This is a genomic window from Nostoc sp. 2RC, from assembly GCF_014222165.1.
GTDB classification, from domain to species: domain Bacteria; phylum Cyanobacteriota; class Cyanobacteriia; order Cyanobacteriales; family Nostocaceae; genus Nostoc; species Nostoc linckia.
On record NZ_JACKZU010000228.1, the window covers coordinates 1 to 12,985 of the forward strand.

Below are 12,985 nucleotides of genomic sequence, written 5' to 3' on the forward strand. Positions count from 1 at the left end.
GAGATGGGGAGATGGGGAGATGGGGGGACAATAGGAACATTGCTCTGCTTGTCTTTGTGTCCTTGTATCAGTGTATCCTCATCACTTTTTTCTTCCGGAGGCTTTTGATAGATAAATCCTTTATCTGCCAACTGTTCATCTTGGAAGGGACGCAACAAACAGACATCCACCTCCAACATCTGACCCACTGAATCTACAATTGCCTGCAAAATTTGTCGATAGTCTAATGCACTGCGAATTGTATTTGTGACTGTATTCAGCAGTGATTCTCGCCTGAGTGTGCGGGTAAGTTCGCGGGTACGGGCTTTGAGGACATTGTGGGTATCTAAAGCTTGGCGTACAACTCCTTTAAGTTCCTCTGCTTCCCACGGTTTAGTAACATATTTGAAAACCTTACCAGCGTTGATTGCTTCCACCAGGTCTTCGACATCGGTGTAGCCAGTTAAAATAATCCGGATAATATCTGGGTATTGAGTTGCTGTCAGGCTCAAAAATTCTGTACCGCTCATCATCGGCATCCGCTGGTCAGAGATGATCACCGCGACCTCTCCTTCTTGAGCCAGCAAATCAAGTGCCGCAGGGCCAGAGGTTGCTCTTAGCACCTTATAGTCACGATAGAAAGTGCGGTAGAGCAAATCAAGGTTGTCTGGTTCATCATCAACAACCAAAATTTTAGGCTTACTGTTTGCTTGGGATTTCATGCACCGCTTTCCTGCTGCAACGGCAGTCGGATAAAGAATAATCTGATGGGATGAGGATTTTTCTGAGTCAGGTAAGAGCAGAGCATTTCGACCAATAAGGCTGTTTGGCTACATGACTGCTGAGTTTGGGAGCGTTTACTCACAGTGATTTATCTCAATGACTGATATCGATTACTGTTTGCTCTAGTACAGAGTAATTGATTTTATAGTCTGTTTTAGTGTGATGGAGTCTATACTTGCTTGCCAAATGTTCTTTCACCTCCAATGAGCAATCTCTGATACTACATACAGCACTCATGGCTAGCTGAAAAATCCAGATGAAGCTGCATATTAAGTTTTCCCCGCACAGCAGTTGTACTAACACTTGCAGGTAAATTTTATTTATGGTAGTCATGGTAGAGCCAATAATATTAAAACAAAAAGATTTAAAGCCAAAGTATACTATTAGACAAATGCCTCTTTCCAATTTAGCAATCAGAACTATCATAAAGACAAGTGCTGGTGGTTAAGAAGTAGAATTAGGGATTTGTGGTGTTGGGTACTGCGAATTAAAATTAAGCATCAGGGAAAGAAGTTATGGGAATACTCTGCAATCTTTAGTTACATTGAGAACTTCATACGACACGGAGATAGTATCAGAGCTGTTTTTCACGTCTTGTTCATCTGCCTTATCCCCTGTTCTCTGGCAGTCCCCGGCCTTCTATTGCTTTAAAGACTGTTTTAAAATTTTTGAAAAATTTTCTTTGAATAAAATCAATACTAAAGTAGCCTTGAAATATCGGTTTTTTCACTCTTACCACCAACAGCCAATCCATCCAACTTCTCATCATTTCCAAATTCGTATGGCTACACCTGCTGATTTAGTCAGTGTTGCCCAAATTATTGCTGAAAGTTTTCACTCACAAAAAGGTATGTGGGGATGGACTTTTCCTTTGTTACGTCTGGGTATTTACGAAGACTTGAGACATCGCATAGTATCACCTGCGCCTCGTCATATTTGTTTAGTTGCTTTGGATTATACTACTGGTGCTGCTAGTAACTTAGTAGGTACTGTAGAACTTGGTGTGCGTTATAGCGATTCCTGGAGTCAAGAGGGCTTGGGTTTTCCTTATTTATCCAACTTGGCGGTTCACCCAAATTATCGTAGGCATGGCGTAGCGTCAGGGTTACTAAATCGCTGTGAAAAAATCTCTCAAGAATGGGGATTTAAAGACTTATATCTCCACGTTCTAGAAAATAACCACCAGGCAAGGCAGCTTTATTTCAAGCTGGGATATCGGGTACATAAAGTTGAATCGAATTGGCATACATTTTTGTTGAGACGTTCGAGCCAGATGTTATTGCATAAAGACTTAAGTGCTGACTCTATTCTCTAAATTTTCTTCGAGCATCTATCTATAATTTTGAATGTTGCGATCGCTTTGAACAAATTCTAGAGGTTGTTGGGAAAGTCCTTGGCAACACCGTCTTCTTGCTTTGAGAGAATAGAAAATAGTATCTACCAAATAAAGTTAGATTATATAGCAAGGGACTGGTGACTGGGGACTGCGTCAAAAGTTTTTTGATGTCTGAGTTTTCTTGTCTGTTAATGTCCTAACCACCAAGGCTTTGGCTGTACATCAAGGCAAAATTATTGACACTCATCCAACATCCTCTTAGTAATGCTGGCAATCTCAGGATAAATTAACTTCATCTCAAACCTTGAAAATAAGCGAAGATAAGTAGATTGTAGTGAATATTTATCGTCAAGATCGGGCAGGAGGTAAAGCATTACTGTCTTTTTGGTTTCCAAAATCAGCAACTGCTCAACCCAGAGGGCAAAAGGCCGTAAGAAACAATTAAACAGGGTTTTAGCTCGATTAATATTTCTTAACATAAATTGGTTTTTTGATACCGATTTATCGTTTCAAAACCAGATCAAAGGCAGATATAGGAATCCATCGGTGATTTTTTTGAAATTAATATCTAGCTTGGGACAATTTTGAAATATATTTTTCTTTCAAGTATGATTAAAATTACAAATGGTAGTTTTAATTTCTAGAAGTATCTCATTTAGAAAAATTTATCTTTTGTATTTTGTTATTTTAATTAATAAAATTTAAATATGTTTTTTCTCAAAAAAGAAATAGACTATAATAGAGATACTTATACATCGAATCTAAAAAGATTCTCAATTCCTCATAATAACTTTGTAATTAAGATATTCATCTTTATAAAAACTTTAAAAAAACACTATTATAATCTGGAGACAAATCTACTGGTATCTCATAAAATATAAACACTCAATTAGTGAATAATGTCTATTTATTCCTATCCTAGATAAATTGACCGCAAGACTGTTAATGAAAAGATGAAAAATCTCATTTGATATAACAGCTGGTTGCTTATTGAAGTGCATACTACTACTAAATTCTTTGAAAGTTTAAAAAACATGGATAGCGAACAGCATCGCCGCTATCAGCCCGCTATGGTATCAACTTATTACCCTGAAACTAGTTGCCCCGACTATCTTGTCATGCCAGATGGAACTGAGCAACCGCAAGGCTCGGAGATCCTTACAAGTTTGCACAGTGGACAGGTTTTCATCGTCAATAGTCGCAGGCGAAACGGATTAATACTGTTTAAACGTTACCATGCAGAGTTTGCTGGCCCTGGGGCTGCTGTGGGTGGAGACTACGATTTTGATTGCCAAGGGGTACTGCCAATAGGTAATCTGTCTTTGTTAACTCCAGAATCTAATGAAGAACGTCAGAAAGCTTACTTGATTAGGCGACAGTGGATTAGATTGATCAAACAAATTACAGAAAATCCGTTGCCTGCCCAGCGAGTCCAAAAAATTCTCGATCAATTTGAACAGTACTTTCCACCGGAAATAGTCTCTCTTCTTCCGGATGTAGCCTTTGCTCTTTTAGTGGGTGTGCTGCCACAAACAGTGGGAGTGGTACGCCGTTTGGGCAGTGAAGTTGATGGTAGATTTATTGAGTGATTTGTTAAAGTTTTAAATTTGCCAAAGAGGCTTGTACTCGATTAATAGTACGGGCATTTTCCTCACTTGTCCCTACAGTAATTCGCAATCCACCACTAATATGTCGCACAAGAGTGCCCAGTGTTCTGAGTTTGTGATGCAAACTTTTTAAAGTAGCGTCTTGTGAGTGTGAACTATTTGGTTTGAGACGCAGGTAAATAAAGTTGGCAGCACTGGGTGTGATTTGTAGTTCTGGTTGCTGAGATAAAGCTTCAATGAGTTTGGCTCGTTCTGTTAAGATTTGCCCAATTGACTCAAGTAAGAGTGTGCGATTTTGTAAAGCGATTAAAGCTGCTGCGATGGAAAAGCTGGGAAGATTGTAGGGTAAGCGGATTTTTTCTAAAATGGCGATCGCTTCTGGATGAGCAATGCAATAGCCGATGCGAAGAGATGCCAATCGAAAAGCTTTAGAAAAAGTGCGTAAAATCACCCAATTGGGGTGCTGTGGTAATTCACTGACTAGACTAGTTTGACTAAATTCAAAGTAAGCTTCATCAATCACTACCAAAATATCTTCCGGCAAACTCTTTAACCATAGCAACTCTGCCGTAGTTAGACTGTTGGCAGTTGGCGAATTGGGATGCACTACGAAAACTACACGAATTGCAGGGTTTTGAGTTTGTTCGATGGCTGATTGGGCGGCTTTTAAGTCAATTTCAAAATTGCTTTCATTTCTACCCACTCCCACTACAGGAATGCCTAAAGTTTGTGCCAAAATTCCGTACATTGAGAAAGTGGGATTGGCAACAAGAATTGAACCTCCTCCTCCTAGACAAGTGGCGATTAATAAAGAACGGATTAGCTCATCTGAACCATTGCCCACAGAAATATTAGCAGCGTTAAACAAAGATGACGAGACACCAGCTGACTCATTAACATATTCAGCGATCGCACTTTTAAGTGCCTCATGTCCACCATCAGGATAACGATTTGTTTCAATTTCTTGCTGATATGTCCAAGCTAACTTTTCTTTTAACTGGGGTGGTAAATCATAAGGGCTTTCATTTGTGTCGAGGCGATCGAACTGTGTGGGCACTGATGCAGCCGTATCGCTGCTAGGGTGGGGTTTGTAGGCTGTAAACTGTGCTAAATCTGGTCGAATGAAGGGAAGCATATAGATTTTGGATTTTAGATTTTAGATTTTGGATCTTAAATCAATACTGTCCACAAAATAAATAATTTCACCTAATCGTTCTTGACGATAGATGAATGTAGTCTCTTGAGAACTATGAGTTTAGTAGTACTTACTGAAAAATATAAGTAGTTAAATACAATCAAATGTAAAAGATTTGACAAATTTAAGGTAATTGGCAGAAGAGGCGAATTGCTTGCCACATTTCTTGCATAACATTACCTAAAGCGTGGTCGCTGTCGAGTTCGACTAACTCCACCCAAGGACGCGATCGCTCAAAGTCACGACTAGCTTCAATAGGAATGACTTCATCGTTCTTTCCATGCAAAATTAGCGTGGAAATGGGACGTTGCAAAATTTCTTCTTGGTATTGTGCTGTATCGGTGACAAAATTGTAATTTAAGGGAAGCAATCGCCCTTCCTCATAGTGATACACCATAAAATATTTTTCTTGCTGCCAACGCTGTATTTCCTCATTTGTTAATTTTGGTAACCAATGAGATAAAAGACCGAAAGCTGGTGCCAACAAGACTAAGCGTTGTATTTGTAAATATTGCTGTGCTAAGTGGGTAGCAGTCAAACCACCCAAACTTGAGCCAATAATCGTTACTGGTGTAGAACCCTGGGGTAATTCTGCTGCAACTTGAGCGATTTGACGGCTGATTGTCAAATGGGAAAAATCCCCAGCATTCAAATCGGGAATTTTCAGTTCTGTGTGAATTTCGCTAAAGCGATCGGCAAAGTAGCGAGCTTTAGCAGATTTTGGACTGGAAGCAAAACCGTGAAGATATATGTATTGCAAAGCTGTAGATAGTTTAGGAGTGAGGAGTTTGGAGTTAGGAGTTTGGAGTGAGGAGTTTGGAGTGAGGAGTTTGGAATAAGGAGTGAGGAGTGAGGAGTTAGGGGTGAGGAGTTAGAAGTGAGGAGTTTGGAGTAAGGAGTTTGGAGTGAGAAATTTTAAGTTTTCATTTATGAGTTTCTTTATTCAACTCATAAAACTCATAACTCATAACTCATAATTCCTAACTCATAACTCATAACTCCTAACTCATAATTCCTAACTCATAAAACTCCTAACTCATAACTCATAACTCCTAACTCATAAAACTCCTAACTCATAAAACTCCTAACTCTTAACTTTGATTACCGCATTGTGACAAATTCTTCAGCTACTGAGGGATGTATGGCAACAGTGGCGTCAAAGTCTTTTTTGGTTGCGCCCATGTTGACAGCGATCGCCACACCTTGGATAATTTCAGCAGCGTTTTCACCCACCATGTGAGCGCCTAAGACTTTATCAGTGTTGCTATCAACTACTAATTTCATCATTGTCTTTTCTTGCTTGCCAGTCAAACTGTGGTACATGGGGCGGAAGCGAGCGCGATAAATTTTTACGGCTTCACCGAGTTTCTCCCTGGCTTCTGCTTCTGTCCAGCCTACTGTTGAGGCTTCTGGGGTGGAAAATACTGCTGTGGGCACATTTTGGTGATTGAAGGCTCGGCGACTATTTCCGAATTCACTTTCAGCAAAGGCGCGACCCTCACCAATTGCTACGGGAGTTAAATTAATTCGGTCTGTGACATCACCAACAGCAAAGATATTCGGTTGACTAGTTTGGCTATATTCATTGACTGCGATCGCATTTGTGCTGCTGTATCCCGGCCCTTCTATGGTACTGGGGACAACATCAACGCCAGCATTTTCTAAACCCAGTCCATCTACGTTTGGAGTCCGGCCAGTGGCGATTAAAAATACATCAGCAATGACTGGCTCTAGATCTTCCCCTGATAAAGTCAGTTTCACTCCTTCAGGGACGCGTTCAACTTTTTCTACCACGCGATCGTTAATTAGCTGAATTCCGTGCTGCTTCATACCTTCTTGAATGTCAGCACGGATATCTTCATCAAACCCCTTCAAAATCTTTTCACCTCTGACAATTTGGGTCACTTCAGAACCCAAACCGCGCATAATACACGCAAATTCTGTGCCAATGTAACCAGCGCCAATAATGGCAATGTGTTTTGGTTGTTCTTTGAGGTGAAAGATTTCGTTAGAAGTAATGCCATGCTCCATTCCTGGCAAATCTGGTTTGATGGGACGACCGCCAACAGCAATTAAGATTTTGTCCGCTGTAATTTTGCGTCCATCAACTTCTACCGTGTGAGGATCTACCAATGTGGCACGACCAAGAATTAGTTCTACTCCTGCTTTTTCTAAAAGGCTGATATGTACTTGGGACAATCGACGAACTTCTTTATCTATGGATGTAATAAAATGTTCCCAATTTAATTCGGCGTTACCCACTTTCCAGCCATAGCCTGCGGCGTCACTGAAGAGTGCAGGAAAGTGAGAGCCATAGACCATGAGTTTTTTGGGAACACAACCACGAATTACACAAGTTCCCCCAACTAAATCATATTCGGCGATCGCCACTTTTGCCCCGAAGCTAGCCGCCCGTTTGGAAGCAGCTAAACCCCCAGAACCCGCACCAATGACAAACAGGTCGTAATCAAAAGCCATAAATTTTTATATCTCTCTAGCAACAAGTTAGTTCCTAAGAACTTACACACAGAATTTGATTGAACTATATAAGGATATCCGTTAAGCCGTGTTTAAGTCTCGCCCTTGATTTAATCTAGCGTTAGCAGATGCTCTCTGGTCGTAGGGAATATTACTTTTTGCTTTGATGATAGTAGAGGCAATAGTTAAGATTTATTATCAATATATTCAAATTTTAAGTATAAATATATAGCAATCCTATTTGAGTTGTGAAAAATTTTAGTAGTGGTCGTTGACTGTTGAATGTTCACTGTCAACTGTTAACAGTTAACGGTCAACAGCAGCAAAATTTCACAAATGATTTAGGACTGCTATATGCTTTTATTCCATTGGAAAAGCCGAGTTGAGAACAGGACTTACGCACAGGTAACTGAAAATTGTAAATATAAAGCGGCTTGTTGCAGCTTAATACACAGCACGCAAAGAATACGGAGAGAAGTTGCAGTGTGGGATGCCGCAGGTTTTTGCGTAAGTCCTAGCAAAGAAAGCATACTCAGGTTGTTTCTGGGACATCTCCTGGGTCAGTTGGCGTTACCGGGTCGCCATCTCCTGGGTCAGTTGGCGTTCCTGAACCGCCATCTCCTGGGTCAGTTGGTGTTACCGTGCCGCCATCTCCTGGGTCAGTTGGTGTTACCGTGCCGCCACCTACCGGGTCAGTTGGCGTTCCCGACCCGCCACCTACCGGGTCAGTTGGCGTTCCCGACCCGCCACCTACCGGGTCAGTTGGCGTTCCCGAACCGCCACCTACTGGGTCAGTTGGTGTTCCCGAACCACCACCTACCGGGTCAGTTGGTGTTCCCGAACCACCACCTACTGGGTCAGTTGGTGTTCCCGACCCACCACCTACCGGGTTGGTTGGCGTTCCTGAATCAACAACTGGTGGTTGGACTGTGGGATTTTGAGGTCTGGTTGTGGTTTCACTAGAATCAACAGAAACATTATTATTCGGCACAGTTGTGTTGTTAGTGCCTGTAGTCTGCTGCTCAGTATTTGAGAGTATTTGCCCTGTTTCCTCGAAGGAGTTTACTGGAGATTCATCTGCTGTGGGAGCTATTGGAGAATTATTTGTCACAGCATTGTTAGTTGTTTCATTTGAAGGGCTACTAGTTAACTCTAAGAAAGATGGGTTTTCAACTACTCCACTACCTGTTATTGGCGACTGTGCTTGTAAAGCCGCGGCCGTTTCAGCTTGAACGCTGGCCATAGCTGGGTCTATATTAGGTGTAGCACTTTGCTTATTTAAATCCAATCCCCGTACTAAATCACTAGTTTCATAAAAATTTCTCAGATCGAAATCGTATAAACCCTGAAATTTGCCTTTAACTATGACTATCAGCTGTCCTGCTTGGAGTACTTTAGTTTGAGAAGCTTCCTTGTTAGAAACTTCAATACCGCTGTTTGTCAGGGCACCTACAACTGTGGTGTCTGTTTGCTGGTCGTAGCGTACAAATAATGCTGAACCACGAATCGCGGCTGCTGCACTGGGGGTTTGTATACGTGTTTGTCCCCTGCCTGGTGGTATCAGTAATAATGCTGTTCCGTTTGACAGTCTAAAGCTGCGAGTTCTAGGTAAAAATTGAAAAATAGCCTGTTCCCCTACTCTTGCTAGTGAGCCGTCGTTAAACCGCAAGTCTGCTAGAGAAGCTCGACCAGTTGACAACCCATCCCCAGGGATCATTGCATCTGATTTTTGTGCAGGACGCTTCTTGAGTTTGTTTCTGGGTATTAGTTGTACTAAGTTACGGAGGTTCTGAATCTCAGCTCGTGTTAAAGGAGTTACAGCACTTGCACGTTCTGGTAAAGGCAGTGCGGCAATTCCCCATAAACTAATTACTAACAGTGGTAAGGATCTATTAAACATAATTTGATAACTTTTAAACTTCAAGTAATACCAAATACACTAATGCTTTAAGATGCAGCTAATTCTGATAGATAGCCATCTGTTTTGGGTAAATTTATTTGCAATTCAGTCTACATTTGACAAATAAAATAAATAACTAATAAGTATGTGTTTAGTTTATTTAAGTTTTGATTCTAAAACTTACCTCGTTATGCAATCAAGCCTAGAGTTAATTTAAATGGTGAGTTTCAATATCAACAATTAAACGAACAATGATGTCAAAGATATTTTGGGAAAATTCTTGAATATTTTCGACACATTAATCCACATTTGACGAAAAAAGAGTAAGCAAGATCTAAATTTTTTTTTGGTAAATGTGAATTTACGGACAGAAATAAATGTTGAATACAACATCAACAAGATTTCAGATATCTTTTGACAAAAAGAATCGTTACTCATTATCTCAATCAACTGTGAAGTTGTTAGATAGCTATTAAGATCTAAATCGCTGGTTATACTTGATTGCCGTTCTTCTATTACCCTCATAAGAAAAATATTATGAGAAACTGCCATCAATCTTTTGCTCGATTCTCTTCAAGTTAAGAGAGCCTAAGGCAGTATTAAATTTGTTGATATTTACTGTAAATGGTACAGTAGATAACTTAGAGAAACTAGAAGTTTAAATGTGATAGAAGAACGGTAAGTTAAGTCAGCACTATGAAAATTAATTCTTGATAGTCATCATTTGTCATTTTTCATGAGTAAGGGTTTCAGAGATGTTTACATTTTGTAACTTAGTTTTATTAGTTGCTGTCTATGTTATTAAACAACAATTAAGGGAAACTGGTATCACAACAGATGATTATGGCAAAAAAATCTGGGAGTAAATCCGAAAAAGAGTAATTTGAGTTGGTAGATATCAGTATATACCTAAAAAGCTGAACTACATGCACTCAATTGTATTTTTGAATAGGAACTGATGATACAGCTTCTAGGTCTACATTCAATACTGCTCAGGTTTTGGATTTTAAACTGGAATTTGGTTTGGGGAAAAGGTTAAAGGGTAAGGGTTAAAGGTTTTTTCTTTCCCTTTCCCCCTTAACCGACAAGTATTGGGTCTACATTTGCCAAACGTCCTTAACGCAATCGAATGAGATGCGATTCAAGAACTGGAAAAATTTATTTTTTTGGATTTTGTTAGCTTCCACAGTTGGTAGCTGGTTTTGCATCAGAGTCGATGCAGCAGAATCTCCAAATCATGATTTAGCATCAATGGGTCGCATTCATTCTTCTGGTACTTCTTCAGGAGACGCTACGCTAACAACACAGCAACTAGGGAAAGAATTGCCACCACAGGAACGGTTACTGGGTAGTGGGTATCGGGAAAGAAAATCTTTGAAGATTTGGTTAGGGTATCAATCCCCAATTCCCAGTTCAAAAATTGCATCTTTAGCAACTACACAGCTAACTGATGGGTCATGCGAGGATTTAGAACAAGACACAATTAACTTGTTGTGCAAGCACTTTAGTGAGTCCCAAAGTTTGAATTTGCAGACACCGTTAGATTTGGCACAGGAAACACCACAAGTTACACAAGCGCAACCAACACCAAATCCAGAACCAGGGGATACTCCAGAACAAAATGATTCACCACAGCTAGAATCTCAGCCAAGTAATTTGCCCATATCTCCTCCAGACTCAACACAGCAATTGTTGAATCTACCTGAGATCGAACGTTCACAAAAACTAGAAAGATTGAGAAAGCTGCTGCAACAGCCAAAACAGCCACCTGAGTCTGATAGCGATCGCGAATTGGGATTGCGCGTGCGGTTACAACCCCTAGAACAACAGCCACTACCGCCGCAGCCTGTACCTAAATTTAAACCCGTCGGCTATCTCAAGGCACGTGTCGGTTACTTTCAGACCACTAATATTTTTTCCTCAAAAAACGATCCCACAGAAGATGGTTTAATTATTTCTGGGCTGACACTAGCCTCTGCATATTTCCCCATAGGATCTAAAACTTATTTAAACGGTTCAATTGATGGCAATATCATTCGTTATTTAGATCAGTCGCAATTTCATTACAACCAGCTGAGATTTAATCTGAGTCTTTACCAACAGCTATCGCCGCGAATGTATGGAGAAATCAGTTTTAGCAATCAGCAGTTATTTTATGCCAACAACAGCGATCGCCCCAATAGCTTCAAAGCAGGCGATCGCTTTTTAAATGAAAATGCCGTGAAAATGTCTTTCGGACGGCGAGATCCCTTAACCTCAAAATTGGTGTTAGATAGCTTCTACGAATTGAGTGTCAATTTTGCCGATCCTCTAAGCCGCAGCCGCATCATAAATTCTTTTTGGTTTTCTCTAAACTATTACTTGCAAAAGCCTCTGCAAGTTGGTATCGACTATCAAGTCAACTTTTCTGACTTTACACAGCGCGATCGAGAAGACCTATTTCACAGACTATTTGCACACTTAAATTATCGAATATCCGATGTTAGCAGTATGAACTTCCAGACTGGTGTTACCTTAGGAAATTCAACCGCCCAAAACATTGATTTCGATGGCTGGTTCTTCAGTATCAATTACAATTTGCAACTAGGTCGGTTTTGAAAAAAGTGAGGAGAGTTAGCAGTTGGGAGTTGGGAGTTGGGAGTTGGGAGTTGGGAGTTAGGAGTTAGGAGTTAGGAGTTAGGAGTTACGAGTTGAGAGTTGGGAGTCGGGAGTTGGGAGTCGGGAGTTAGAAGTTGGGAGTTAGGAGTTACGAGTTGAGAGTTGGGAGTCGGGAGTTAGAAGTTGGGAGTTAGGAGTTACGAGTTGAGAGTTGGGAGTCGGGAGTTAGAAGTTTTAATTCTTAACTTATAACTCCTCACTCCTAACTATAAATAAGAAATCCAATCACTCCAGCTACCAGCATAAAGTTTACCTTTGTTGATGCCAGCTAATTCTAGAGAAAGTAAATTCACACAAGCGGTAACGCCGGAACCGCAATAAACTAAGATTTCTTTGGCTGTTTCTAGGTTCTCCCAGTGACGGCGTTGTTCTGCTTCAGGAAGTAGGTAACCTGAAGAATCTGTAACTTCTTGCCAAGGATAGTTGACTGCACCAGGAATATGTCCGGCAATTTTATCAATTGGTTCTCGTTCACCTCGGTAGCGATCGCTTTCTCTGGAATCTACTAACACTACATCTGGTCTATCTTTGCGGCTTTTTACTGCTGTAATATCTACAACTTTTTCTGTTTGTAGTTGAGGTACAAACTTCCCCATTCGCGGCTGAGAAATAACATCTGTGACAGGATAACCAGCTTTTTGCCAGCCGCTAAAACCTCCATCGAGTACTGCTACTTGTTCGTGTCCTAGATAGCGCAACAGCCACCACAAACGAGCTGCAAAGGCAAAGCGCGAATCATCATAAGCTACAACCAAGCTTTCTTGGTAATTGATCCCAATTGCTGCAAATTTGTTAGCGATATCATTAGGATCGGGTAAAGGATGTCTCCCGCCATGCTTAGCCACTGGACTGGAAAGATCCTGATTCAAATCTAAGTAATATGAACCTTTAATATGACTTGTTTGATACTGTTGTTTTCCTAGTTGTGAATTTGCTAGAGAAAAACGACAATCCACAATGACCACTTGTGGATCTTCCAGATGCTCAAACAACCAAGGTGGGGAAACAACTGTTTTTGAATTGGGCATGGGGGATGGGGAGATGGGGGA

At 40.7% G+C, this 12,985-nt stretch carries 9 protein-coding genes; 3 read left to right on the plus strand and 6 right to left on the minus strand.

Annotated elements, in window-relative coordinates:
* A partial coding sequence (locus tag GNE10_RS22645; protein ID WP_260447008.1) for a response regulator occupies window positions 1-701 on the minus strand: 701 nt, incomplete at its 3' end.
* A gap of 743 nt (window positions 702-1,444) precedes the next feature.
* Here GNE10_RS22645 and GNE10_RS22650 point away from each other — a divergent pair.
* The gene (locus GNE10_RS22650; RefSeq protein WP_185567092.1) at window positions 1,445-2,077 is read left to right on the plus strand and encodes a GNAT family N-acetyltransferase; all 633 of its coding nucleotides are present in this window, start codon (window positions 1,445-1,447) and stop codon (window positions 2,075-2,077) included.
* Between the two features lie 1,055 nt (window positions 2,078-3,132).
* Window positions 3,133-3,687: a hypothetical protein gene (locus tag GNE10_RS22655; RefSeq protein ID WP_099067362.1), complete on the plus strand. Its 555-nt coding sequence runs from the start codon at window positions 3,133-3,135 to the stop codon at window positions 3,685-3,687.
* Between the two features lie 4 nt (window positions 3,688-3,691).
* Here GNE10_RS22655 and GNE10_RS22660 read toward each other — a convergent pair whose 3' ends face one another.
* The 4 genes from GNE10_RS22660 to GNE10_RS22675 all read right to left on the minus strand — a co-directional run bounded on the left by GNE10_RS22660 (window position 3,692) and on the right by GNE10_RS22675 (window position 9,278).
* A complete protein-coding gene (locus GNE10_RS22660) occupies window positions 3,692-4,840 on the minus strand; it encodes a histidinol-phosphate transaminase (RefSeq protein WP_185567093.1) in 1,149 nt (382 codons plus the stop codon).
* Window positions 4,841-5,024: 184 nt separating this feature from the next.
* The gene (locus GNE10_RS22665; RefSeq protein WP_185567094.1) at window positions 5,025-5,660 is read right to left on the minus strand and encodes a YqiA/YcfP family alpha/beta fold hydrolase; all 636 of its coding nucleotides are present in this window, start codon (window positions 5,658-5,660) and stop codon (window positions 5,025-5,027) included.
* Window positions 5,661-6,001: 341 nt separating this feature from the next.
* Complete coding sequence (gene gor / locus GNE10_RS22670) at window positions 6,002-7,378, minus strand: glutathione-disulfide reductase (RefSeq protein ID WP_099067365.1); 1,377 nt, start codon at window positions 7,376-7,378, stop codon at window positions 6,002-6,004.
* 532 nt (window positions 7,379-7,910) lie between these two features.
* A complete protein-coding gene (locus tag GNE10_RS22675; protein ID WP_185567095.1) occupies window positions 7,911-9,278 on the minus strand; it encodes a FecR domain-containing protein in 1,368 nt (455 codons plus the stop codon).
* A 1,134-nt stretch (window positions 9,279-10,412) separates the two neighbouring features.
* Here GNE10_RS22675 and GNE10_RS22680 point away from each other — a divergent pair.
* Window positions 10,413-11,876 (plus strand): hypothetical protein, encoded by a 1,464-nt coding sequence (locus GNE10_RS22680; RefSeq protein WP_185567096.1) that lies wholly within the window; start codon window positions 10,413-10,415, stop codon window positions 11,874-11,876.
* Window positions 11,877-12,142: 266 nt separating this feature from the next.
* On the opposite strand, the gene GNE10_RS22685 is transcribed toward GNE10_RS22680, so the two are convergent.
* Window positions 12,143-12,964: a sulfurtransferase gene (locus GNE10_RS22685; RefSeq protein WP_185567097.1), complete on the minus strand. Its 822-nt coding sequence runs from the start codon at window positions 12,962-12,964 to the stop codon at window positions 12,143-12,145.
* Between the last annotated feature and the right edge of the window lie 21 nt (window positions 12,965-12,985).

Bases quoted from the DNA above. Each gene is read 5' to 3' on its own strand.
- GNE10_RS22675 (WP_185567095.1), bottom strand. From the start codon at position 9,278: ATGTTTAATAGATCCTTACCACTGTTAGTAATTAGTTTATGGGGAATT.
- gor (WP_099067365.1), bottom strand. From the start codon at position 7,378: ATGGCTTTTGATTACGACCTGTTTGTCATTGGTGCGGGTTCTGGGGGT.
- GNE10_RS22660 (WP_185567093.1), bottom strand. From the start codon at position 4,840: ATGCTTCCCTTCATTCGACCAGATTTAGCACAGTTTACAGCCTACAAA.
- GNE10_RS22685 (WP_185567097.1), bottom strand. From the start codon at position 12,964: ATGCCCAATTCAAAAACAGTTGTTTCCCCACCTTGGTTGTTTGAGCAT.
- GNE10_RS22680 (WP_185567096.1), top strand. From the start codon at position 10,413: ATGCGATTCAAGAACTGGAAAAATTTATTTTTTTGGATTTTGTTAGCT.
- GNE10_RS22655 (WP_099067362.1), top strand. From the start codon at position 3,133: ATGGATAGCGAACAGCATCGCCGCTATCAGCCCGCTATGGTATCAACT.